Here is a 23,407-nt window from a genome sequence, read left to right as displayed (position 1 = left end):
TCACCGATGGATGCTCAAACCACAGGGTCGCTTTGAAACGCTCCAAGCGCTTCTCCAAGGCTGACGCTCAGGCGCTGCAAATTGCCATTCGCCATGTCCAGACGAGCGCATTCCTCGGCATTCTGCTCTACCACCCTATCAACCTGGCCAAGGGCTGCATCGACGCGGCAGACGATGTCGTGTTGGGTCGATGCGGCGTGGACGATGCGCTTGCCGGTGCCTTCAACACGCGAGATGGCCTCGGTAATCGCATCCAGAACCAGGCTCGCGCGTACTGTCAGATCAACGCCTTCGGCGGTCAGTCGCTGGCTATCGCACAGACTGGCGGCAGTGTCGCCAGTCACCTGGCCGAGACGTCTGATCATGCTGTCGATCTCGCCAGTCGAGGCACGCGTTCGACTGGCGAGCGCCCTCACTTCGTCCGCCACTACGGCAAAACCACGACCATGTTCACCGGCGCGTGCGGCTTCGATAGCGGCATTCAAGGCCAATAGATTCGTCTGTTCGGCGATGGCGCTGATCACGTCCAGCACACGGGTGATAGCCTGGCTTTCGGTTTGCAAGAGCTCCATGGAACTTGCGCTGCTGGTCATTTCACGCGACAGCCGCTGCAGGCTTTGACTGGCCTGTCGTACCAGATCGTCCCCCTGATGGATCAGTTCGCAGGCTTCGCCCAACGTTGCCTGGCTGCCAGCGGCTTGCTGGTTGACCTGCGCTGCCGCTTGGGTCATATGCTGCATTGCCTCAACCACCGCAGCGGTCTGTTCGCGCTGTGCACGTACGCCCTGCCCTGTGCGCTGTACCATCGCGCCCAAGGTGGCGGCGGCAGAGTCAAGCTGTTGCACATCGCTGCCGATTCGCCCCACAAGACTGCGCAGCGCCTGCAACATCAGGTCTATAGCGCGGCTCAGTTGGCCCAATTCATCTTGGCGAGCGAACTGCGCGGGGCTGTCCTTCAGATCACCTGCGGCCACACGTTGCGCCAGACCCAGCATCAACTTCAGGGGTGTGACAATAGAGCGTCGGATCACAAGGCACGCAATGATACTGAGCACCACCGCCAGCAGCACCATTGCGGCAAGTTGCAGGTCCAGGCGCTGGCGGAGTGATTCATAAGATTGCGCAGCCCTGACGCGCTCGTCTTCCAACAGCCCCGTCACTTTCTCTGCCGAAGTCGACATGTTCACCTGTTGTGCCATGGCCTGTTCACCGCTGACGGCATAAGCCAAAAAGGCCTGACGATATTCGGTCAATGCTGCGCTGGCCTCATCCAGTGCACGACGTCGGTCCCCATCAAGTTGTGAACTCAGGCTGCTTAGCGCAGTACCCAGCTCATTTACCCGGTTGACCCAGTCGTCCTGGTAACGCTTTTGCGGATCCAGGGAAAAATACAGCTCGCTGTCGCGCAGGCTGGCCAGGCGTTCGCGTAATGAGGCCGCCTCTTCCAACTGCTGCATTGACTGCGCCTCTGGCACCTTGTGCAGCTCAACATCCAGATTGATATCGTCCAGTTGGTCGAGGAACACTTCACTGAAACGCTGCCCCGTCGTCTCCGCCAGCAACTGCATGCGCATCCTCGCCTGTAACGCCTGCTGGCGCGCCTCGGCATATGCCTTGAATGCCTTAAGGTACCGATCGGATGAGTCTGCAAGCATACGCGCGAAGTCTTCGCCCGGACGCGCAAGCGGCGAACCGATCTGAAGCTGACGCAAAGAGTCCTCAACCTGCCTGGCCGCGTCCAGCGACGGCTGCAAACCGAAATCCTTCTCTGCAACTCGCGCTTGGGCAAGGTTGGCTTTCTGACGATCCAGTACGCGTAACTGTGTGGCGCTCGACTGGGTGACCTGCACCGAATACCAGGCGGTGAATGCCATGCCCATCGTGCAGAACAGCACCAGGCCGAAGCCCAGCAACAATTTGCCGCCGACACTGAGGTGGCTGAGCAAACCTCCGAAAATGGCGGGGGTACGATCGAAAGGCGCACGCGGGGATGCAACGATGAAGCGAATAGCCATCGAACGAGCCTTCTTTTATTGTTTTTTAGGCAATGTCACCTGCAACCTTCGGCCAGCAATAATGGCGTGAACCGATGCGCGTCACTTGGCCGCAAAGACCGGGCGACGGGCACAGGTTGCCGTGACACAGCGGCGCTGACCAATCGCTTGTCGGGATGTGACCTATCGGCAATCGCGATATCTGAAACGCAGGCTCAAGCGTCTACCGGATCGTAGTCGTTCACGTTGGACACCTGGGCATGCATACGGCCCAGCAACTCGATCAGGGTGTCCACTTCCTTGGCAGAGAGCCCGCTGAGCAGCCGCCGCTCTCGTTCCAATGCAACCTTCAGCACTCGGCCATGCAGCGCTTTTCCGCTTTCAGTCAGGCTGACGGTGTAGCGTCGTGCGTCCTTTGAATCGACCTGGCTGCAGATATGCCCTGCAGCTTCGAGCGTCTGCAATGAACGGCTGACCGCACTCTTGTCGAGACCGATCGTCTGACAGATTCGATTGGCGGTGATGTCATTTTCCACGGCGAGCATCGAGAGCATTCGCCACTCGACCACACCTATGCCGAAATGCTTGCGATAGCACTGCGATGCGCCCGAAGAGAGCTTGTTGGACAGAAAATTCAATAGCGCTGGGACATAACGAGACAGGTTCAGCTGAGATTCTACGGACATTGAGCAAACACCTTGGATCGGCGGGTCTTTGAATATTAGTTGACACCGCAACTAAATAATCGGAGGATTTCTCTACCGAACGTCACGGCTGATTGCCTGCATGATAGGCCGTCACCCTGCCACATAAAAATAATTATCAGGTCCTGGTCATGAACTCTTCCAACTTCATCCCCTTCTCCTTGCTCAAGCAAACAATCGTCGCCCACGTGCCAGCGAGCGGCTGACCCCTTCCCAGCTGTTGCTCTAACTCATGCATTTTTTCAGCAGCCACTTAAGTGTGGAGGGACAAGTCATGCTTCAAGTCAACGTCACCCGCAAAGCAGACGAAGCCGAAGGCATCTGCAGTTTCGAGTTATGCGCTGTAGACGGCAGCGCGCTACCGGCGTTCCAGGCCGGTGCCCACATCGACATTCATATTGCCGAGGGCCTCACCCGCCAGTACTCCTTGTGCAACGATCCCGAGGAGCGTCATCGCTACCTGATCAGCGTGCTCAAGGACCCGATTTCCCGTGGCGGCTCCAAGGCCATGCACGAACAGGTACGGCAGGGGCAAACGCTCACCATCAGCACTCCGCGCAACCTTTTTCCACTTGAACACTCGGCCAACCGCCACCTGCTGTTCGGCGGCGGTATCGGTATCACGCCCATGCTGGCCATGGCCTATGAGCTTTCAAATCAAGGAGCCGACTTCGAGTTGCACTACTGCTTTCGATCAAGCGAACGGGCGGCGTTCGTTGCGATGCTTGCGCAAACCCCATTCGCCGGTCGCATTAAGTTGCATGACGACAGTGGCGCTCAAATACAGAAGCTGGATGCGTCGACCGTGCTGGCAGCCCCGGACGCTGGCACCCATCTCTATGTCTGCGGGCCGACCGGTTTCATGAACTACATCCTCGATACGGCGCAGAACGCTGGCTGGTCGCAGGACCGCGTACATAAAGAGTTTTTCGCCGCTGCCCCCGTCGATCAAAGCGCCAACGCACCCTTCGAAGTCGAGCTGGCAAGTACCGGACAGGTTTTTCAGATTCCTGCCGAACGCACCGTGTTCGAAGTGCTCGACGAGGCCGGCATAGCGATCGAGTCGTCATGCGAACAAGGCGTCTGCGGCACCTGCGTAACCCGTGTGCTCAAGGGCATCCCGGAGCACCGGGACCAGTTCCTGACAGCGGTGGAACAAGCCGCAAACGATCGCTTTACCCCCTGCTGCTCGCGCGCCAGATCATCACGCCTGGTTCTTGATCTCTGAACTCCAATAACGTCAAGGAGAACACCATGAATACATCCACTCTCCAAGCGCTTGCCGAAGAAATTCCAGCGCCCGCCTTGCCCAGCTTCCCCATGAATCAATGGTACGTCGCTGCCTTGGGGTGGGAGTTGAAGGACAAACCCGTCGGCCGCACATTACTCAACAAGCCTGTGGTGTTGTTTCGCAAAACCAACGGCGAAGTCGCGGCCCTTGAAGACCGCTGCTGCCATAGAGCACTGCCACTTTCTAACGGCACACTCGAAGCAACCGGCATTCGTTGTGGCTACCACGGCCTGCTGTTCGATGAACGTGGCAAGTGCGTCGAAATCCCGGGCCAGGACAAGATCCCCAGCAAGGCCAAAGTGCCCGCCTATCACGTGCGTGAACAGGATCAAATCGTCTGGATCTGGTTTGGCAGCCAGGCTCAGCCGGAACCGGACTGTGAACCGCCAACCTACTCTGTTCACAGCAGTGGCAAATACCTTTTCGAAGGTAGCGTTTATCACTACAACGCGCCTTACCAATTAATCCACGACAACCTCATGGACTTGAGTCATCTGGGTTATGTCCACCTGCGCACCATCGGTGGTAATGCCAGCATCCACATGAATGCGCGGATGAGTGTCGAAGGTGAAGGCGATGTGGTACGGGTGGTGCGCCACATGCCGGACTCGGTTCCGCCACCTACCTACACGGCCGCCTACCCGTTCAAAGGCACCGTCGACCGTTGGCAGGAAATCGAGTTTCACGTCAGTCATCTGCGTATCTGGACCGGTGCGGTGGATGCCGGCACCGATTCTCTCGATGACCCCGATCGTGGTGGCTTCCATATGCGCGGATTCCATGGGGTAACACCAGAAACCGAAACCACCAGTCACTACTTCTGGACCATTGCCACCAACCCCGAGAGCGATCCCGAAACCATCAAGGCCAAGGTGGTTGAGCAAACTGTATTGACCTTCGATGAAGACAAGGAAGTCATCGAGGCCCAGTACCAGAACATGTGCCGGTTCGGCACGCGCCCGATGATCGACATCCACGTGGACGTCGGTGCCAATCGCGCCCGCCGCATCATTGAACAACTTCGCCAATCGACCGTTTGAGCACAACAACTTCACTGAGGGAATACGTATGTCTGGCAATCGTGGTGTGGTGTATCTGGGCGCGGGCAAGGTCGAAGTACAGAAAATCGACTATCCGAAAATGCAGGACCCGCGTGGTCGCAAGATCGAGCATGGGGTCATTCTCAAGGTTATCTCCACCAATATCTGCGGCTCCGACCAACACATGGTGCGCGGCCGTACCACCGCACAAACCGGCCTGGTGCTGGGGCACGAGATCACTGGCGAAGTCATCGAGAAAGGCAGCGACGTCGAGAACCTGAAAATCGGCGACCTGGTGTCCGTGCCGTTCAACGTGGCGTGCGGGCGCTGCCGCTCCTGCAAGGAAATGCATACCGGTGTGTGCCTGAGCGTTAACCCGGCACGTCCCGGTGGCGCTTATGGTTATGTCGACATGGGCGACTGGACCGGCGGACAGGCCGAATACGCGATGGTGCCATACGCCGACTTCAACCTGCTCAAACTCCCGGACCGCGACCGCGCGATGGAGAAAATCCGCGACCTGACCTGCCTCTCCGACATCTTGCCCACCGGTTACCACGGCGCCGTTACGGCTGGCGTCGGTCCAGGCAGCACGGTGTACATCGCCGGGGCCGGCCCGGTCGGCCTCGCTGCTGCCGCATCCGCCCGCCTGCTCGGCGCCGCGGTAGTCATCGTCGGTGACGTCAACACCGTGCGCCTGGCTCACGCCAAGGCCCAGGGCTTCGAAATCGCCGACCTGTCGCTGGACACGCCGCTGCACGAACAGATCGCCGCACTGCTCGGCGAGCCTGAAGTGGATTGCGCCGTCGACGCCGTAGGCTTCGAAGCACGTGGTCACGGCCATGCCGGGGTGCAACATGAAGCGCCGGCCACCGTGCTCAACTCGCTCATGGGCGTAGTGCGGGTGGCGGGCAAAATCGGTATCCCGGGCCTTTATGTGACTGAAGATCCGGGTGCCGTGGACGCCGCCGCGAAAATCGGCAGCCTGAGCATTCGCTTCGGCCTGGGCTGGGCCAAGTCCCACAGTTTTCACACCGGCCAGACCCCGGTGATGAAGTACAACCGACAACTGATGCAAGCCATCATGTGGGACCGCATCAACATCGCCGAAGTGGTCGGCGTACAGGTGATCAGCCTGGACCAGGCACCACAGGGCTATGGCGAGTTCGATGCCGGTGTGCCGAAAAAATTTGTCATTGATCCACACAAGACTTTCAGCGCGGCCTGAACGCTGAATTTACCGGCTGACTCAGACGTCCCCACGACCTGAGCACCCTGCCGCCCCGGAGTCGAATCGCCGGCTCCCGGGCACCTTGCAAGCTCCACAGACCAACAAAAACAAGAAGGTATCTACATGTACGCACTGTTTCCCCTGCATAGCGGGGCGGCTTCGGCTGTCCGTCGCGCCCCCTCATCCCCTACCCACAGCTTCGGAGCCTGATCACATGAGCCAAACGATTGGGCAACAGCTGGACGAAAAACCCATGGTCAGCTTCCAGTGGGGCGTGATTGCGCTCTGCTTTCTGATCAACATGCTCGATGGCTTCGATGTATTGGTGATGGCATTCACCGCCGCGTCTATTTCCGCCGACTGGGGCCTGAGTGGCATTCACCTGGGCTACCTGCTCAGCGCGGGGCTTGTCGGAATGGCGATCGGCTCGTTGTTTATCGCCCCCTGGGCCGACCGCTTCGGACGACGCCCGCTCATCCTGCTGTGTGTCGCTATCGCGGGGCTCGGCATGCTGGCGTCCTCGCGGGCAACGTCCCCCGAGGTGCTGGGTGTGCTGCGGCTGATCACCGGGCTTGGCATCGGTGGCATCCTGGCCAGCAGCTATGTGGTCGCCGGGGAGTATGCAAACAAGAAGTGGCGCGGTCTTGCCATCAGCCTGCAATCCACGGCCTACGCTCTGGGGGCAACGATAGGAGGCATCATCGCGGCGCAGATCATCCCTTCCATGGGGTGGCGTTCGGTGTTTTTCTACGGTGGCATCACAACGTTGCTGATCCTGCCGATCCTCGCACTCTGGTTGCCCGAGTCCCTGGCATTCCTGCTGTCCCGCCAACCCCGGAACGCGCTCAAACGCATCAATACACTGCTGCAACGCGTCGCGATCGCTTCGGTCGATCGTTTGCCCGAGGTGCGCCAGGACGCCCGTAAATCGCTGAGAGAGACGTTCGCCGAGCTCTTCTCACCAGCCCTGCTGCGTTCTACCTTGCTCATCTGGATCGCCTTCTTCCTGGTGATGTTCGGTTTCTACTTTGTAATGAGCTGGACGCCAAGGCTGCTGGTTTCTGCTGGCCTGTCGAACCAACAGGGAATCACTGGCGGCGTGATGCTCAACATCGGCGGTATTCTCGGCACGTCGCTGATCGGCTTGCTGGCGGCGCGTTTTCGCCTGTCGCGAGTGCTGATGGCCTACCTGCTGATCAATGCGGTACTGCTGGCTGTGTTCGTGCAGTTCACGACCATCCCGAACCTGGCCTTCGCCCTGGTCCTGTTGATCGGAATCTTTGTCAACGGCTGCGTCGCCGGGCTCTATGCCCTGACCCCGACCATCTACAACGCCACCCAGCGTGTCACCGGCCTGGGTTGGGGGATTGGTATCGGCCGCGCGGGGGCGATTCTCTCGCCATTGGTAGCTGGCCGGTTGATCGATGCCCAGTGGCAACCCGCCGACCTTTACTTGCTGTTTGCCCTGGCTTTCGTCTTCGCGGCCCTCGTCGTCTGGCTGTTGAAGCCGCTGCGGCTAGTGCAACTGAGTACTGCGTCAAACGCCTGATCCGTGCAAACCATAAGAACAAGATCTGGACAAATAACATGAAAATCACAATCAAATGCCCGGGGCTCTATTGCCTGGGCATGGCGACAGCCTGCGCCTCGTCCACCGTATACGCAGGGTTCGTGGACGACAGCAGTGTTAACCTGACGACGCGCAATTACTACCTGGACCGGGATTACAAAGGAACCAGCCCTTATTCCGCCGCTCGTGAATGGGCCCAGGGGTTTATCCTCAAGGCCAATTCCGGCTTCACTGAAGGGACCGTGGGTTTCGGCATGGACCTCACGGGCATGCTGGGACTCAAGCTGGACTCGTCGCCCGATCGCACCGGTACCCAGCTCCTGCCCTTCAACCCGCAGACCCGTGAAGTCGCAGACGAATATTCAGAGTTGGGCGTAGCGCTCAAGGCGAAGATATCGAAGACCCGGCTCTCGGTGGGCACGCAGTTCCCTGCCCTGCCGGTGATCACAGCAAGCCCTGCACGTTTACTGCCGCAATCCTTTCGTGGCGCCTATGCCGTTTCCGATGACATTGACAACCTGACGCTGCACTCCGGGCGCATGGATCGAGTGAACCTGCGGGACTCTACTGACTATCAACCGATATCACTGGCGTCGCCCAACGGTCGGTTCAGGAAGGGCGCGAGCTCCGAGCGGTTTGACTTCATTGGTGGCGACTATCATTGGTCCGACGCATTGACGCTTCGCTATTTTCACGCCGAATTGAAGGATTTATACACGCAGGACCTTGCAGTGGGCATCCACCTGCTCCCCCTAGGGCCTGGCAAACTGAAGACAGACGTTCGGGTCTTCAACAGTCGTGAAAACGGCCGGGCAGAAGCCGGCAAAGTAGACAACCTTAACGCCGGCGCCATGTTCAGCTACCAGCTAGGCGCCCACACCCTGGGCATGGGTTACATGCACCAGACCGGCGACACGGCATTACCTTACATTGCTGGCGGAGAGCCCGCGGTGCTCAGCGACGGCACTTTAAGTGCAGACTTCGTCAATCCGAAGGAGCGGACCTGGGTGGCGCGCTACGACTACAACTTCGCCGCGGTGGGTCTACCGGGGCTGACCGGCATGGTTCGCTATTTGCGAGGTACCAATATCGACCTGCCGCAACTGGGGGGCAGCGACCTGACGGAGTCATCTAAAGACCTGGAGTTGGCTTACGTCATTCAGTCAGGCCCGGCAAAGGGCCTCGCTCTGCGCTTGCGCAATGCGTTCTATCGCAACGAGCAAAGCGCAGCCTCGACATTCCGAAGTGACAACGAAACCCGAGTCAACATCGACTACACGCTCAAGGTCTGGTAACTGACGGGAGCCATCCAGCGTTCAAGCCAAGGAAAGCGCGCTCGGAAAAAAGGAAGCGAAGCAGCGGTTGGCCCACAGGAGATGTGCCGACTTGTTGAAAATGTAACGTCCCTGACTGGCCTGCGGCATTGCTTGTGCTTGGGCCGGCAGGGAGCATGCAGCATGATGGGACAACTGTCCCTCGTGCCGGCATGCGCCCTCCTCCTGACGATCCCGAAACCTAGATGGCAGCCCTGCGCGTAGCGGCGAACGCTCAAGCCTTCGAAAGCCAATCGCTCAGGAGTACGCCATGAGCAAGATAGCGATCATTCAACGTCCGCCCGTGCTGCTCGATCGCAGTGCGACGATCGCCCGAGCTGTGCAATCGGTCGCTGAGGCCGCGGCGGCAGGTGCCTCGCTGATTGTTTTACCCGAATCGTATATTCCAGATTATATTCCCCAGGACGTTCCAGCGCTTGCGCAACTGTTCCCCGATCCGGATGAATGGATCAACGACGGCGACTCGGTGGTGGTCGATCCCCAGGGCCGGATCGTGGCCGGTCCCTTACACCGGGAGGCGGCCATATTGTATGCGGACATCGACGTTGCACTCGTAGCGCCAGCGCGGCGCACGCTCGACGTTGCCGGGCACTATGGGCGCCCTGACATTTTCGAACTGCAGGTGCGACGCACGCCGACGACGGCAGTGCGCTACGTCGACGCGTAAAGGCGGCGAATCATGCCAAGCGCCTGACAATTGAGCGAGGAGTCATACCATGAGTACTGAACGGTCTTACAAAGGCAGTTGTTTTTGCGGCGCCGTCGAGTTCACCGTCAGCGGCGAGCCGGTCGCCATGGGTTATTGCCATTGCGCGTCGTGCAGGCATTGGTCAGCAGGGCCGGTCAATGCCTTCACGCTATGGAAACCCGAAGCAGTGCAAGTCACCCGGGGGGCTGACAACATTGGTACCTACAACAAGACAGTGCAGAGTTACCGCAAGTGGTGCAAGAACTGTGGCGGGCATCTGTTCACTGAACACCCGGGCATGGGGCTGATCGATGTGTATGCGGCGGTCATCCCAGACCTCGAGTATTGCCCAGGCGTACACGTTCACTATCAAGAGAGCGTATTGCGCATCAAGGACGGGTTGCCCAAGTTGAAGGACGTCCCGTTGGAATCCGGCGGTTCGGGGATCGTTTTGGACGATTAGCACTGAAGCGTTTTTTTCCGCCAGTCGGGGCGGACAAACTTCCTTTGCCCCTTTGATATCCATATCTCAGGACAATGGAGGAAAGTGATATGAATATCGACGACACCAAAAAAAACACCGACTCAAACACCCCGCCCACCGATTCTTCCGGCACAACCGTCAATATGGTCGAAAGGGATCTGCGTGATAGCGAGGGAGTCGATCAGACTGTTACGCCCTCTTTTTCTGAAACAGAGGAACAGGACGAAGAAGAGCAGCAGCGAAAAATTGACGAGATCGAGCGCAAGGTTGCCGATGGCAACTAGATAATGGCCGAGCGGGAGGTCGAGTGACGGCCTCCCGTGCGTTCCCAAAAGTGTCTCAGCGCCTGTCGTCCGATAGTGGAGTGGGTTCGTCGGCCTCCGGCATTTCCCTGCCCGGCGCTTCCCGACTGTCCGGACGCTCATCGTCGGGTTTTGTCAGTGGGTCGTAGCGATCCGGAGCCTCCGGGTCTGGTTCATTGACGCCTTGCACCTGGTATGGCGAGTTGCTGGTCATATCCACCTCTTTGCAACTGGAACCCGGACTGTAGGAGCGAGCATGCTCGCGATGAACCTGAGAGCGCCGCGGGGTGTCAGGTTTCCAGCGTTATCGTTGGCGACCATCGCGAGCGTGCTCGCTCCTACAGGGGCGTAGGGGTCGTATCATTTGGAAACTGGTCGAAACCTGGGGTGCGTTCCAATAGACGAGCGGCGCGCCTCTGCTTTCTGTAGGAGCGAGCATGCTCGCGATGAGCCTGAGTGCGCCGCGGGGTGTCAGGTTTCCAGCGTTATCGTTGGCGACCATCGCGAGCGTGCTCGCTCCTACAGAAATGCGAGAGCGTCAAGGCATTGCCGAGCGCAGCGCCGCTGGCTGTGTTGTCGAAAATGCACCAGGTCGCTTCGCAAGTACCGCTAGGCGTCTGCAGTTCATCCGCCAGAATCCGCAGCGCTGGCACCTCATAGGGGCTGAAGTATATTCGCGGGGAGCCATGCAGCCTCCAATACCGCAATCCCGGCCAGCCCGCCGGTGCCGCGTCACCAGCGATGCGTGAAGGATCGACCGCCGCCCGGGCAACCCGGTATTCCTGCAGCAGCGGCTCGGCATCGCGCCAGGATTCATGCCTGGGTTCCAGCACCACATGGCCGTCATGCAATCGTCTGAGGTCGATGAAAAAAGCTTCAGCGATATCACGATCGAATACCAGCGACGGCGGCAATTGCACCAGCAGGCAACCCAGTCGATCGTTCAATCCGCAACACTGCCAGACAAACGCTTCAAGTTCCCGGGCACACCCCTGCAGACGCCGTTCGTGAGTGATCAACTTCGGCACCTTCACGCAGAAACGAAACCCCTGGGGCACCGACTCAGCCCAGCGTTCGTAAGTTTGCCGACGGTGCGGGCGATAGAACGAGCTGTTGATCTCCACGCCGCCAAGCTGCGCTGCATAGCGTTGCAAGTGAGTTCCGGCCACCGGGAAGGCAGGCGAATGCTCGCGCCCAAGCTGCCAGCCTGCACATCCGATGAAAATCGCTGGATTGTTCAACTGCATCTCCCGGCGGCGTCATGTCCAAGGTTGAATCGATCGACCGTGCAGAGTTCGATTTATCTGCGCTACCTGATAGTTGTCTGCGGACACCGGGCTTACCTTTCCTCATCTCGATGGAACCCTGCAGACAGGCCGTTCTCTATCGCAGACCATCAGACAGGAGCACATCATCATGATCGACCAGGCAACCGGTATGCGGCCGGGCGAGCGCTACAGCGTTGAAAGCCGTGAACGTACGCCACATTTCCCCGGTTTTTTCCTCGATGGAAAGTATTACCTGGGCCCCGAGTTGCAAACAGCGGTCGGCTGGCTCGAAGGCCGGCAGTTCCTGTATGACCAACTGGACCCTGGCGGTGAGCCTGTCTATCCGGGGCGGGTCGCCGGCACCATCGAGAACCTGACCCTGATCCTGGGCGATGGTGCCCGCCTGCAACTGCACCTGATGGAGTATGAGTCGCAGCAATCGCCGCCCTACTATGCAACCGATGAAATTGTGCGCAATGCCGTGGACACGTTCGAGCTTGAAACCGACACCCCAAGACCTGCGCCGATTCGTCCTTCGGCGCTGCTGGTGGTCGGCGCCGCGCTGTTGGTCAGCGGCGCCCTGCTTGCGCTCAATCGACTTGGCAGGCGACGCTCGGGCCCGTAGCGCTCGACATTACAGCGTCGCTACAAGGTGGTGACCCCTCGATCGGCAAACACCGGGATCGTCTCGGTGTCTTCAATGGGTTCGGTCAGCAGTGTATTGGTCGCCCCCGGAATCAGGATCACCTTGCGGCAGTCCTGCTGGCACTTGTCGAAGATCTCGTAGCCTTCCGCCGCCTGCTCCAGGGAGAGACGGTGCGTGACGATTGCCTCCGGGTTCAACCGGCCGAGCTCGATGTGCTCCAGCAGCTCAGGCAGAAAGCGCTGCACGTGGGTTTGCCCCATCTTGAATGTCAGGCCCTTGTCAAACGCATCGCCGAACATGAAGCCATGGATGAAGCCAGCGTAGACGCCGGGCACGCTCACCACTCCGCCACGGCGCACCGTGGCGATGCATTGGCGCAAGGCCTTGCCGCTGCTGCCCTCGAGCTTCAAGGTCGCCAGCACGGTCTCGGTAGTACTGCCTTTGGCTTCGAATCCCACCGCGTCGATCACGGCGTCGACCCCGCGCATGCCTGTGGTCTGGCGAATAATGGTATCGGCGGGATCGTCATCGTCCTCGAAATTGATCGGGATCACCCCGTAGGTTTTCTCGGCATAGGCCAGTCGATAGTCATGATCGTCGACCATGAAAATCCGTTCAGCACCGAGCATCCGCGCACAAGCCGCGCAAAGCAGGCCTACCGGTCCGGCGCCGTAGATTGCCAGGCTGGAACCCTGGCCAATGCCTGCATTGAGCACCGCTTGCCAGGCCGTCGGCAGAATATCGGAGAGAAACAATACTTTCTCGTCCGCCAGAATGCCGGGCACCTTGAACGGCCCGGTATTGGCTTTTGGCACGCGCACAAGTTCAGCCTGGCCGCCGGGTACGCCGCCATACAGGCGGCTGTAGCCAAACAGCGCAGCGCCCGACGGGATGGATTTCTTGTTGAGGTTGGCACCGCGTCCATCGTTGGTGGTTTCGCAGGCCGCGTACTGCTCCAGCTGGCAGAAGAAGCATTCGCCGCAGGCGATCACGAACGGAATGACCACACGATCACCGCGTTGCACCCGGGTCACCGCCGAGCCGGTCTCTTCGACGATGCCCATGAACTCATGGCCAAAGATATCGCCGTGCTCCACGGTGGGAATCTTGCCGCGATACAGGTGCAGGTCCGAACCGCAGATCGCCGTGGCGGTGACGCGCAGGATGATGTCGTCAGCCTGTTCGATGACCGGATCGGGGACAGTGTCGACTTTGACTTTATGGGCGCCGTGATAGGTCATTGCTCGCATGGTCATTGCTCCTCAGTCGGGTTGGCATATGAATAAGGGCAAGGTGCTGAACCGGCGGTTCCTTTTTTTCACTGTGACTAGCGATCAATGGTCAGCCCCGGGGCTGTGCGCAAAAAGTTGCAACCAATGCGAAAGGGCTCCGGTCGACATCCCAAAGCCATGTAACTGATGCATGGGTCATGGGGAGCCGCAAATGATCGGAGTCATTGTCCCGGTGCACAACGAAGAAGCGTTTCTCGATGACTGCATCGAATCGCTGCTGGTGGCCGCGCTTCACGAAGGCCTGGGCAATGAAGAGGTACAGGTGCTGCTCGTGCTCGATGCCTGCACCGACAACTCGTTGCAGATTGCCCAGGCTTACGGCGTGAGGACATTGACCTGCAACCATCGCAACGTCGGACAATCACGGGCCCATGGTGCCGAACATCTGTTGGCCGCGGGCGCACGCTGGCTGGCCTTCACCGACGCCGACAGCATCGTGCCGCGCTCGTGGCTGGCCGATCAGCTCAAGTTCAATGTGGATGCGGTCTGTGGTCTGGTCCAGGTCATCGACTGGTCGGAACATCCACTGGCGGTACGCGAGCGCTACGACGCCCATTACCGGATTGTCGAAGGTCATCGGCATATTCACGGCGCGAACCTTGGCGTCTCCTCCACGGCCTATCTCGATGCTGGCGGTTTCAGGGCCCTGCCCACCCACGAAGACGTGCAACTGATTGCCGACCTGGAGCGCAGTGGCGCCAACATCATGTGGACGGCGACCAACCGGGTGATCACCAGCGCGCGCAAGGATTGTCGCTGTCGCGAAGGCTTCGGCGATTTTCTGCAATCGTTGGCCGAGTGATCAGTCGCAGGTTTCGTCGAGGTCTATCGAGGCCGGCTGCCGGCTCCAGTATTCGAGGACAAACCCGGCTTCTTCATGGCGTATCAGTCGATGCAGGTGCAGCCGCTCGGCAAGCAGTGCATGCACCTGGCGACCGTCCTGGGAGCACCCTTCGATCGGCTGCAACCAGTGACAGGCCAGTACACCACCGTCCGGGCCCAGACTGCGCAGGGTGTTATCAATGACCTGCGTCCATTCGCCGGCGTCGAGGAAATAACCGATTTCACTCAATACGATCAGGTCGAACAGCCCGTTTGGCCAATCGGCGGGGATGCGCGCCTGCTCGACCCTGACATGGGCGTACCCGCTCAACCGGGCACGGGCCAGTCCCACGGCCCTGGCGTTGAGCTCCTGGCACAGCAGACTCTCACAACGCATCGCGAGCAACGCGCTGAGTTCGCCGTTGGCGCAGGCGGGCTCGTAAATCCGCGAGTAGCGTTGGCGCGGCAGGCTGGCCAGGGTCAGCTCGCGTTTACGCTTCTCGTACCAACGGGTGCGAAAGGACCAGGGGTCGTCACTGGCACGGAACATCTGCTCGAAGTAATCAGGCGACAGGCTCATGTAAATACCAGTTCAAAGGGCTGCAACAGTCGTTCGATAGCGTCGTCGCTCAGTACCGCGCCATTGTCGCCATCGGCGTTGACTTGCGAAACATGGGCGGCAATCGCCTCACGCTTTCGCGCCAACAGCGGCGGGTCCAGCATCAGCTTGTGCGCTCGTGCCCAGGGAATTCGCGGATCTTGCGGGTGTGCCCAATGCCAGGCCCACACCGGTACCTCAATCAGACAGGCCTGCTTTTGCCTGGCGGCACGCTCAGTCGCCCGCCCCGTGGCTTCATGGTCGCAATGCCCGTCGTGACGCCAGGTCGTGACAACCCGGTCACCCGGTTCAAGCAGTGCCATCAGCAGGGCCCCCAGATGATCTTCATGATCCGGCACGGCGCTGTCTGGCGCACTCAGACGCTGCCAGTGCAGCGCCTGGGTATCGAGGCCCAGTCGCTGCAATGCATGGACACTTTCCAGCGGACGCTGCTGACGCAAGCGCGCCGGGCTCCATTGCCGCGAACCTGGATGACTGGCTTCGCCATCGGTGACTGCGATCATCAAGATGTCGGCCTCCCGGCCCTGCATGCCGGCCAGAATTGCTGCGCAACCGAGGATCTCATCGTCCGGATGGGGGGCGACAACCACCAGGCGACTTCCCTGCGGCACAAGTGTTCGATGGCTGATCATCGGTACCCGGGCAAGCGCCGGGCTGGACTGCCACTGCGCCAGTGATGTACCCGGACCGCGAATCAGATTTTCCGCCAATGACTGCCCTGCTTTCACAGTAACCACTCCCCGACCGGTTGCGCCGCGACCTGTTTGCCCAACTCGGCGAGATCCTTTTCTGCATGGCTCTGCCGCAAATAGACAGGCAAGTCTGCCGCGAGCCGGGCGAAGTGACTGTCCCGGCAGTACGGTGTGGCCCCCAGTGCCCGTCCGACATGTTCGAGTACCACACTGACCGCCGCTTCTACCTGCGCCCGCACACGTCGAACCTGCAGTTCGGCACTGTCGCGGGGATGGGCATCGATCCACAGCGCCGTTTCCCGCAGCGCAGCGGCCGCCGCACCCAGCGCCGCATCCACGGTGCCGAGATGCGCCTGGGCATGCACGTCGTGGTGTGGCTTGGTGCAATGCTGACGCAAGTAGCCTGCCAGGGCGCAGGCCGCACCGAACCAGCACGCAGCGATGCCGGCACCGCCTTGCCAGAATCCCGGGCGATCCAGGTACTGTCCGGGCATGCCGACGCCACGGGCCAGCGCCAGTTCGAAATGCACATCCAGGCTGGCACTGCTGGCCATGCCGACCGCCTGCCAGCCTTCTTCGCTCATGCGGATAGCCGGTTGCGACAAGGCAACGGCGACCAATTGCGGCTGGTGCTGCTCGTCCCAGACGGTTACCAGCGCGTGATCGAGCAATGGGGCGCCGGAACACCAGGCTTTTTTACCCTGCAGGTACAGCTGATCGCCCTCGCGGCCAATGATTTTGACCCGCGCGAATGGCGGTTCGGCGGCCCAGATCCCCCAACTCCCCGGCACCGGCGTTGCATCAGGTTCAAGCTCGGCCATGATCGCCAGCGCATCGGTATGCCCTTCAAACACTTTGGCCAGCGCCAGGTCACAAGCGGCCACCGCCGCCAATGTTCGCCAGCGCTCCAGGGTCTGCCCGTGGCCGGGTAAAGGCAGGTGACTGAATCCGTGCACGATGAGTTTCTGCATCAGTCGCTGCAGATCACCCGCTGCTGTGCGCGCTACAGGGCGGGACGCAAATGGCTCGAGCAATTGTTCCAGGGTGGCAGAGTTGCTCATGGGGCGTCTCCCGGCTGCGGCGGCAAGTACGATGGTTGGCTGGCAATCTGAAAGCTGATCGGCGCTCTTGATGTTCAGAGGCAGGCGCCCGGCAGGAGTTCATTGCACATTGGCGATGCCTGCCTATTTGCCTGGTGGATGGCGATGGCGACAGCGCCCGGTGCCGCTACACTTCTCAGGCTGCGCTGCAGCGTCCGGGGGCAACCCCTGTCTCCTGATTCCGAGGTGTTCAATGAGCGACAGTTGCGAACTCACTACTTTCACCGGCTGGGCTGCAACGGCGGCCGGCGGGCCGTTGCAGCGACACAGCTACGACCCTGGCCCATTGGGCGACGAAGAGGTCGAAGTTGCAGTGGAATACTGCGGCGTGTGCCACTCCGATCAGTCGATGATCGATAACGAATGGGGCATCAGCAAATATCCCTTTATCCCCGGCCACGAGGTGGTCGGCACTATTGTGCGGGCGGGCTCACAGGTACGCGGCCTCAAGGCGGGCCAGCGGGTGGGCATCGGCTGGTACAAGGGCAGCTGCATGCATTGTTCCTCCTGTATCGAAGGCTCCCATCAGCTTTGCAACACTGCCAAGCCGACGATCATCGGCAGCAACGGCGGCTTCGCCGATCGCTTGCGTTCGCACTGGGCCTGGGCGCTGCCGATACCTGCCAGCCTCGATCCAGCCATGGCCGGCCCACTGTTTTGCGCAGGTTCCACGGTGTTCAACCCGCTGGTGGAGTTCGACGTCAAACCGACCGACCGGGTCGGCGTGGTAGGCATCGGCGGGCTTGGTCACCTGGCCCTGCGTTTGCTCAACGCCTGGGGCTGCGAGGTCACCGCCTTCACCTCGTCGTTGAACAAGCAGGACGAAGCCAGGCGTCTGGGCGCGCACAATGTGATCGCCTCGACCGACAGTAATGCCCTGAAATCCATTGCCGGCACCCTCGATTTCCTCCTGGTGACTGCCAGCGCCGACCTCGACTGGTCCGCCATGCTCGCCACCCTGCGCGGCAAGGGTCGCCTGCACTTCGTGGGCATCGTGCCCAGCGCCATACCGGTGGGCGTGTTCGAACTGATCCCAAGGCAGAAGAGCCTGTCCGGTTCACCGGTCGGCTCGCCGGCCAACACGGCGAAGATGCTCGAGTTTTGCGCGCGTCATCAGATTTTGCCGCAGGTCGAGATGTTCCCCATGAGCCGGGTGAACGAAGCCATCGATCATCTGCGCAGCGGCAAGGCGCGTTATCGCGTGGTACTGGACGCCAGCAAATGACCGCCAGGCGCGGCGGGTGAAACCGTTCGCGCCTTGTGTTTCGATACTTCCATTACAGAAAAATGGCTTTTGACTACCTGAAAAAATCACTGGGTGTCTTGCCGAACTGTTTCTTGAACATCGTCGTGAACGCACTGGGGCTGTCGTAGCCGAGTTCACCGGCGACGTCGATGATCTTTTCCCCGACCGCTATGCGCTCCAGGGCCAGCAACAAGCGCGACTGCTGGCGCCATTGGCCGAAGGTCATGGCGGTTTCCCGGTGAAATCTGCGCTGGATGGTTTTTTCGTCGACACCGAGTCGTGAACTCCAGTGCGCCAGGGTCGAACCATCTCCGGGATTACGCTGCAACGCGTCGCAGATGGTTCTGATGGCCGGATCGGTGGGCTGTGGCAAGTTCAGTGGCAAGGTCGGCAGGATCGTCAACTCGTCCAGGATCAAGCGCATCACCCGGTCCTCCCGCGAATCCACTGCGAAGGATGTCGCGAAATCCACCGAGACCTTGATCAATTCGCTCAGCAGCGCGGACACTCTGACCGCCTTCGGTTCGGCGGGCAGACCCAGGCAATCGTCAGGACGCACAAATACGCTGCGCATCTTGATCGCACCGACACAGCGAATCGAGTGAATATGCCCGCTGGGCATCCAGATGCCACGGCTGGGTGGTACCGTCCACTGGCTCAGCGCCGAGTGCACCACCATCACACCCTCGATGGCGTAGATCAGTTGATGTTTTTCATGGCAATGCGGCTGGATCACCCAGTCTTCCGGGTAGTCGGTAGCACTGCTACGAACACTCCAGTCGCCTTGGTCGATATCAGCCAGAAGTTTATTCAACGGAATGATAATTTCGCCCTTTTTGCGATAGTCAGCGCCTCAATTGCGCGAGACGGGCAGAGCTTCGGCCCTTAGGATAGCGCCAAACCCCGAAAAAACGGCAGCGCATTTGCGCTTTTTTGTCTGGAAGCTCGCCCATGTCCACCAGCCTTACCGCGTCTCCCACCGCCACCATCTCGGTTTCCAGCCAGGCCAGCCCGCTGGTCATGCGCGTGATCGGCGCCTGTGCCCTGGCGCACCTGATCAATGACCTGATCCAGGCCGTATTACCGTCGATTTACCCGATGCTCAAGGTTAATTACGGCCTGACCTTCACTCAGGTTGGCCTGATCACCCTGACCTTTCAACTGACCGCGTCACTGCTGCAACCCTGGATCGGTTTCTACACCGATCGCCATCCCAAGCCTTGGTTGCTGCCAGCGGGGATGGTGTGCACCCTGATTGGTATTGTGATGTTGTCGCTGGTCGGCAGTTTTGCGGCCATTCTCGTGGCGGCAGCGCTGGTGGGCATTGGCTCCTCGACCTTCCACCCGGAGACGTCGCGAGTCGCCCGGCTGGCATCAGGCGGACGCTACGGTCTGGCACAGTCGACTTTCCAGGTGGGCGGCAACGCCGGCAGTGCCTTGGGCCCGCTGCTGGCCGCGGCGATCATCATTCCCTACGGCCAGGGCAACGTCGCCTGGTTCGGTCTGTTCGCAGTGTTCGCCATTCTCGTGCTGTACGGACTGAGCCGCTGGTATCGTAAACATCTGGACCTGTTCAAGCTCAAGCAAGGCGCCAAGGCGACCCATGGCCTGTCCAGGAGACGGGTGACCTTTGCCCTTGTGGTACTGGCGATGTTGGTGTTTTCCAAATACTTCTACATGGCCAACTTTACCAGCTACTTCACCTTCTATCTGATCGAGAAGTTCGACCTGTCGGTCGCCAGCTCGCAGCTGTACCTGTTCCTGTTTCTCGGTGCGGTCGCGGCGGGCACTTTCTTCGGTGGCCCGATCGGCGACCGGATCGGCCGCAAGCAGGTCATCTGGTTTTCCATACTCGGTGCAGCGCCCTTCACCCTCGCCCTGCCCTACGTCGACCTGTTCTGGACCGCCGCACTGAGCATCATCATCGGCTTCATCCTCGCCTCGGCTTTTTCGGCCATCGTGGTCTTTGCCCAGGAACTGGTCCCCGGCAACGTCGGCATGATCGCCGGGGTATTTTTCGGCCTGATGTTCGGCTTCGGCGGCATTGGCGCTGCGCTGCTGGGGTACTTGGCGGACATCCACGGCATCGAGTACGTGTACACGCTCTGCTCGTTTTTGCCGCTGCTGGGGATTTTGACCATCCTGCTCCCGTCTACCCGCGCTGTCTACTGAAGTCACTGCAGCGCAGAGAACGTCGCAGGCAGGTAAATTGTCGAGCGCATGTCACGCAGCTGCGGGCCGGAATTCTCCGGCGGCCAGACACCGTCGATGACTGCCTGGGTGCGCACTTGCAGGCGCTGCTCAAGGGTCTTCCACGGCCAGATATGCAGGTAGCGCGGCAGGCAACCGTCGGTGGCGTAGAAAGCTGCGTACACCGGCGAGTACTGCTCGGCGGTTCGCGCTTCAATGGCTCTGCGCCAACCATCGAGCGTGGGCTGCAAGCCGCTGCTGACCAGGTCGTACACGCGCATTTCGTAAAATGGCCCGTGCTGGCCAGCAGCCAGGGGCTCGAGGAAGGGAAACAGGCTGTAGTTTTCGATACGCAGATCGGTGATGAGTTCGTTGGCACCAAAGCCGCCGCCGTCCAACAGGAAGCGCTCGCGTTCGGCTTGCCTTTGCTGTTCATCGGCAAAACCGCGCAGCACAGCGATCTGATTCAACTGGCCAATCTCCGAGGCCCAGCAGCCCATCAACACGCCACCGACCTGCGGACCTTTGAGCGCGGCTTCGATGCGCACCAGTGCCTCGGCAACCGTACGCACACGTACGGTAAACGTGATCAATTCAAACAAACGCATAGCGACTCCGGCAGTTGGGCGTTCTCTATAGGAAGCCTATGTCAGAGCCCGGGGGCTGGCTATTGAGGCAATCACCGTCGAATACGGCGATTGCCCTAGTGCTCTAGGTAGTTTCTTCAGGGTGCGGCGGTAGAAGGGTCTAACCGGTGGCCTGTCGGTATTGCCGCGGCATTGGTAGGCCACCGTGGCAAAGGCTCAAGGATTGATCTGATATCCCTTGCCCTGCAAGCAACTGTTATAGGCCGTGGTGGTGTTCGCCGCCGAGGTTTTCTCCTGCTCCCGGCGATCCTGGCGTTGACGCGATCCGCCGACCACGACACCGGCTGCTGCGGTTTCCTTGGCGCGGTCCTGCCGATAGTCCTGTTTAACATCATCGTCAACGCGGTCATAGGCATCGTCATGTTGATTGCCACGCACCTGTGCTGCAGTTGCGCCGGCGGCGGCACCTACGGCAGCACCCTTGACCCTGCCACCGGAAGTCGACGAGGTAGTCGACGCGCTCTGGCTGGCGGCAATGCTGTTGCATTCGTTCATGTCTGCCTGGGTTTGCTGGGAACTCTGGCCTTTCAACGGCACCACCGTCGCAGCCCAACCCGGGGCACTGAAAAGCGACAATGCAACGCAAAGACCGAGTGGCGAAAGCCTGTTCATGATGACCTCCAGAGGGGCGTGGTTCACATGGACAGATTGTAGTTCAGCTCTCAACCGGCATCCGGTTTCCGGTCGGCCTTTTGCGCCAACAATACCAGTCTCGGCGATTTCAGTGTTTGCGGGTCTCGACTGATCTACGGCACATGCCACGCCAGAAACGGCGTTGGCACATCGAAGCCTGCGTAGGCCAGCGTCCACGCAGAATCGGCCGCGGTATATCCCCCTGCGGACCATGAATCGCTCCGTCATCGTACATATGCTCGCGGCCGCCAATGTCACGGTCACCAGCGCCCTGTTGCCCTGGGCTGCCGGGGCTTTTAGATCAAAACATTCTCTGTAGGAGCGAGCCTGCTCGCGAAAAACCTGAGGGTGCCACGGGTATTCAGGAAACCCGAGTTATCGTTGACGTCCATCGCGAGCAGGCTCGCTCCTACAGGAGTTCTGGACTATCAGTTCTGCTAGTACCCAGCCACGCCAATCCAGCTGATACTCGATCCCTCCCAGACCTGAAAGTTCGGTGCGCCCAATGACCAAACCAGAGCTGCTCATCCAATACACCTACGACGCGCTGGATAAACTGGCCAGTCTCAATTCAGACAGCTCGAAACGTCATCATTTTTACAATTCAACGCGACTGGCCACCGAGACACAGGGTGCTATTGGATATTCCATCGTCCAGCACGATAACTTCCTGTTGGCACAGCAAAAGCACGACCGCAACACGCGCGACACCACCTTGTTGGCCACCGACCTGCAACGTTCGGTGCTGCAAACGCTCAACAAAGACACCGAACGACGAGCCATCACCTACTGCCCGTATGGGTATCCGTCTGCTATGAGTGGCTTGCTCAGTTTGCTGGGGTTCAATGGCGAACGGCCAGACCCGGTGACCGGACATTATTTGCTGGGTAATGGCTATCGGGCGTTTAATCCGGTGTTGATGCGATTTAATAGTCCGGACAGTTTCAGTCCGTTTGGGAAGGGTGGATTGAATTCGTATGCATATTGCGAGGGTGACCCTATAAACCGAATTGATCCAAATGGTGAGGCGAGTTATTTATTTTTGAAACAATCGCGAGTCCTACAACAAACTTTTGCGGATGGACGCGTCTACAATTGGCAGGTAAAGCCGAGCGTTTCGAATAGCAGGGCGATAAAGTTCACAAAAAAAGGAAACCGTATAAGTAAAGAAATAGTGAAAAACAAACGCAAGATGGAGAAAATTTTTCGCAATGACAAGGACCAGAATTTCAATTTTCTCGTCGAGACGATGCCTGACCTGCCACGCCCCGCAACCAGCGTAAATGTCGCATCACAACAACCAAACATTCCAAAAGAGTTAGCCACTTCCGTTATTGAGCAAAATCAGACAGCCAAACGCTTCTACAATTTAATTGAAGCTCGTGGCGCACGTAATAACTCTTTTGTGGGAGACAGAATAGACAGTCTTGCTCGGCAACGGGCAGATGGCACATCAATGGAGGTGACTTCAGACATCCTGGGATTTGCGAAAAAATATCAGGCGCGACTATATTTTATACGGCATGCCAACGACAGGCTACATCAACGGGAAATCAATGTATTTAACACTATTGCGCTGGATTTACTTCCAAGCGGTCGCTGATCTTCTCATCT

At 59.4% G+C, this 23,407-nt stretch carries 24 protein-coding genes and 2 pseudogenes; 13 read left to right on the top strand and 13 right to left on the bottom strand.

Features of this window, described 5'->3' with window-relative positions:
- Nucleotides 1-14: 14 nt before the first annotated feature.
- On the bottom strand, nucleotides 15-2,015 hold the full coding sequence (locus tag AC07OG_RS07665) for a methyl-accepting chemotaxis protein (protein WP_495066635.1): 2,001 nt from the start codon (nucleotides 2,013-2,015) through the stop codon (nucleotides 15-17).
- 194 nt (nucleotides 2,016-2,209) lie between these two features.
- Nucleotides 2,210-2,680 (bottom strand): MarR family winged helix-turn-helix transcriptional regulator, encoded by a 471-nt coding sequence (locus AC07OG_RS07660; protein WP_218423056.1) that lies wholly within the window; start codon nucleotides 2,678-2,680, stop codon nucleotides 2,210-2,212.
- Nucleotides 2,681-2,972: 292 nt separating this feature from the next.
- Between AC07OG_RS07660 and AC07OG_RS07655 the strand changes: the two genes are divergently transcribed.
- The 8 genes from AC07OG_RS07655 to AC07OG_RS07620 all read left to right on the top strand — a co-directional run bounded on the left by AC07OG_RS07655 (nucleotide 2,973) and on the right by AC07OG_RS07620 (nucleotide 10,620).
- On the top strand, nucleotides 2,973-3,926 hold the full coding sequence (locus AC07OG_RS07655; protein ID WP_060542123.1) for a PDR/VanB family oxidoreductase: 954 nt from the start codon (nucleotides 2,973-2,975) through the stop codon (nucleotides 3,924-3,926).
- Nucleotides 3,927-3,952: 26 nt separating this feature from the next.
- The gene (locus tag AC07OG_RS07650) at nucleotides 3,953-5,029 is read left to right on the top strand and encodes a Rieske 2Fe-2S domain-containing protein (protein ID WP_495066634.1); all 1,077 of its coding nucleotides are present in this window, start codon (nucleotides 3,953-3,955) and stop codon (nucleotides 5,027-5,029) included.
- A 28-nt stretch (nucleotides 5,030-5,057) separates the two neighbouring features.
- The gene (fdhA, locus tag AC07OG_RS07645) at nucleotides 5,058-6,257 is read left to right on the top strand and encodes a formaldehyde dehydrogenase, glutathione-independent (protein WP_060542125.1); all 1,200 of its coding nucleotides are present in this window, start codon (nucleotides 5,058-5,060) and stop codon (nucleotides 6,255-6,257) included.
- Between the two features lie 217 nt (nucleotides 6,258-6,474).
- Nucleotides 6,475-7,809 carry an MFS transporter gene (locus AC07OG_RS07640; protein ID WP_060542126.1) on the top strand — a complete coding sequence of 445 codons (1,335 nt, stop codon included), beginning with the start codon at nucleotides 6,475-6,477 and terminating at the stop codon, nucleotides 7,807-7,809.
- A gap of 38 nt (nucleotides 7,810-7,847) precedes the next feature.
- Nucleotides 7,848-9,125, top strand: a complete 1,278-nt coding sequence (locus AC07OG_RS07635) for an OprD family porin (protein ID WP_495066633.1) — start codon at nucleotides 7,848-7,850, stop codon at nucleotides 9,123-9,125.
- A 289-nt stretch (nucleotides 9,126-9,414) separates the two neighbouring features.
- Nucleotides 9,415-9,831 (top strand): nitrilase-related carbon-nitrogen hydrolase, encoded by a 417-nt coding sequence (locus tag AC07OG_RS07630; RefSeq protein WP_495066632.1) that lies wholly within the window; start codon nucleotides 9,415-9,417, stop codon nucleotides 9,829-9,831.
- A gap of 49 nt (nucleotides 9,832-9,880) precedes the next feature.
- A complete protein-coding gene (locus AC07OG_RS07625; RefSeq protein ID WP_495066631.1) occupies nucleotides 9,881-10,315 on the top strand; it encodes a GFA family protein in 435 nt (144 codons plus the stop codon).
- Between the two features lie 89 nt (nucleotides 10,316-10,404).
- Nucleotides 10,405-10,620 (top strand): hypothetical protein, encoded by a 216-nt coding sequence (locus tag AC07OG_RS07620; protein WP_495066630.1) that lies wholly within the window; start codon nucleotides 10,405-10,407, stop codon nucleotides 10,618-10,620.
- Nucleotides 10,621-10,675: 55 nt separating this feature from the next.
- Here the strand turns inward: AC07OG_RS07620 and AC07OG_RS07615 are convergent, their stop codons facing one another.
- The 3 genes and pseudogenes from AC07OG_RS07615 to AC07OG_RS07605 all read right to left on the bottom strand — a co-directional run bounded on the left by AC07OG_RS07615 (nucleotide 10,676) and on the right by AC07OG_RS07605 (nucleotide 11,879).
- A complete protein-coding gene (locus AC07OG_RS07615) occupies nucleotides 10,676-10,852 on the bottom strand; it encodes a hypothetical protein (RefSeq protein ID WP_177336975.1) in 177 nt (58 codons plus the stop codon).
- 26 nt (nucleotides 10,853-10,878) lie between these two features.
- Nucleotides 10,879-10,959 (bottom strand): annotated as a pseudogene (locus AC07OG_RS07610) (outer membrane lipoprotein carrier protein LolA); the annotation flags it as partial.
- A gap of 164 nt (nucleotides 10,960-11,123) precedes the next feature.
- Nucleotides 11,124-11,879 carry a DUF72 domain-containing protein gene (locus AC07OG_RS07605; RefSeq protein WP_495066629.1) on the bottom strand — a complete coding sequence of 252 codons (756 nt, stop codon included), beginning with the start codon at nucleotides 11,877-11,879 and terminating at the stop codon, nucleotides 11,124-11,126.
- Nucleotides 11,880-12,054: 175 nt separating this feature from the next.
- Between AC07OG_RS07605 and AC07OG_RS07600 the strand changes: the two genes are divergently transcribed.
- Nucleotides 12,055-12,531: a short chain dehydrogenase gene (locus tag AC07OG_RS07600; protein ID WP_495066628.1), complete on the top strand. Its 477-nt coding sequence runs from the start codon at nucleotides 12,055-12,057 to the stop codon at nucleotides 12,529-12,531.
- A 20-nt stretch (nucleotides 12,532-12,551) separates the two neighbouring features.
- Here AC07OG_RS07600 and AC07OG_RS07595 read toward each other — a convergent pair whose 3' ends face one another.
- Complete coding sequence (locus tag AC07OG_RS07595; protein ID WP_495066627.1) at nucleotides 12,552-13,802, bottom strand: zinc-dependent alcohol dehydrogenase; 1,251 nt, start codon at nucleotides 13,800-13,802, stop codon at nucleotides 12,552-12,554.
- A 193-nt stretch (nucleotides 13,803-13,995) separates the two neighbouring features.
- Here AC07OG_RS07595 and AC07OG_RS07590 point away from each other — a divergent pair, with 193 nt between their 5' ends.
- Entirely contained in the window at nucleotides 13,996-14,646 is a 651-nt protein-coding gene (locus AC07OG_RS07590) for a glycosyltransferase family 2 protein (RefSeq protein WP_060542134.1), read from the top strand.
- Here AC07OG_RS07590 and AC07OG_RS07585 read toward each other — a convergent pair whose 3' ends face one another.
- The 3 genes from AC07OG_RS07585 to AC07OG_RS07575 are packed head-to-tail and all read right to left on the bottom strand — an operon-like array spanning nucleotide 14,647 to nucleotide 17,038.
- Nucleotides 14,647-15,246, bottom strand: a complete 600-nt coding sequence (locus tag AC07OG_RS07585) for an SAM-dependent methyltransferase (RefSeq protein WP_218423068.1) — start codon at nucleotides 15,244-15,246, stop codon at nucleotides 14,647-14,649.
- On the bottom strand, nucleotides 15,243-15,995 hold the full coding sequence (locus AC07OG_RS07580) for a PIG-L deacetylase family protein (RefSeq protein WP_495066716.1): 753 nt from the start codon (nucleotides 15,993-15,995) through the stop codon (nucleotides 15,243-15,245). Before AC07OG_RS07580 ends, AC07OG_RS07585 begins: the two co-directional genes overlap by 4 nt.
- A gap of 14 nt (nucleotides 15,996-16,009) precedes the next feature.
- Nucleotides 16,010-17,038, bottom strand: a complete 1,029-nt coding sequence (locus AC07OG_RS07575) for an acyl-CoA dehydrogenase family protein (protein WP_495066626.1) — start codon at nucleotides 17,036-17,038, stop codon at nucleotides 16,010-16,012.
- Nucleotides 17,039-17,270: 232 nt separating this feature from the next.
- On the opposite strand from AC07OG_RS07575, the gene ahr reads away from it, so the two are divergent.
- Complete coding sequence (ahr, locus tag AC07OG_RS07570) at nucleotides 17,271-18,302, top strand: NADPH-dependent aldehyde reductase Ahr (protein ID WP_218423070.1); 1,032 nt, start codon at nucleotides 17,271-17,273, stop codon at nucleotides 18,300-18,302.
- A gap of 73 nt (nucleotides 18,303-18,375) precedes the next feature.
- On the opposite strand, the gene AC07OG_RS07565 is transcribed toward ahr, so the two are convergent.
- Nucleotides 18,376-19,149 (bottom strand): AraC family transcriptional regulator, encoded by a 774-nt coding sequence (locus AC07OG_RS07565; RefSeq protein ID WP_495066715.1) that lies wholly within the window; start codon nucleotides 19,147-19,149, stop codon nucleotides 18,376-18,378.
- Between the two features lie 125 nt (nucleotides 19,150-19,274).
- On the opposite strand from AC07OG_RS07565, the gene AC07OG_RS07560 reads away from it, so the two are divergent.
- The gene (locus AC07OG_RS07560) at nucleotides 19,275-20,495 is read left to right on the top strand and encodes an MFS transporter (protein WP_495066625.1); all 1,221 of its coding nucleotides are present in this window, start codon (nucleotides 19,275-19,277) and stop codon (nucleotides 20,493-20,495) included.
- Between the two features lie 2 nt (nucleotides 20,496-20,497).
- Here AC07OG_RS07560 and AC07OG_RS07555 read toward each other — a convergent pair whose 3' ends face one another.
- The 3 genes and pseudogenes from AC07OG_RS07555 to AC07OG_RS07545 all read right to left on the bottom strand — a co-directional run.
- Nucleotides 20,498-21,121, bottom strand: a complete 624-nt coding sequence (locus AC07OG_RS07555) for an NIPSNAP family protein (RefSeq protein WP_495066624.1) — start codon at nucleotides 21,119-21,121, stop codon at nucleotides 20,498-20,500.
- 195 nt (nucleotides 21,122-21,316) lie between these two features.
- Nucleotides 21,317-21,772, bottom strand: a complete 456-nt coding sequence (locus AC07OG_RS07550) for a YMGG-like glycine zipper-containing protein (RefSeq protein ID WP_218423073.1) — start codon at nucleotides 21,770-21,772, stop codon at nucleotides 21,317-21,319.
- A 137-nt stretch (nucleotides 21,773-21,909) separates the two neighbouring features.
- Nucleotides 21,910-22,072, bottom strand: a pseudogene (locus AC07OG_RS07545) (NAD(P)H-dependent oxidoreductase); the annotation flags it as partial.
- 226 nt (nucleotides 22,073-22,298) lie between these two features.
- Here AC07OG_RS07545 and AC07OG_RS07540 point away from each other — a divergent pair.
- Entirely contained in the window at nucleotides 22,299-23,396 is a 1,098-nt protein-coding gene (locus AC07OG_RS07540; RefSeq protein ID WP_495066623.1) for an RHS repeat-associated core domain-containing protein, read from the top strand.
- Nucleotides 23,397-23,407 lie beyond the last annotated feature (11 nt).

Source organism: Pseudomonas sp. GW821-FHT09H03, assembly GCF_059415945.1.
The sequence above is the reverse complement of the archived record's forward strand: the minus strand, read 5'-3'. Positions and strand labels throughout refer to the sequence as shown.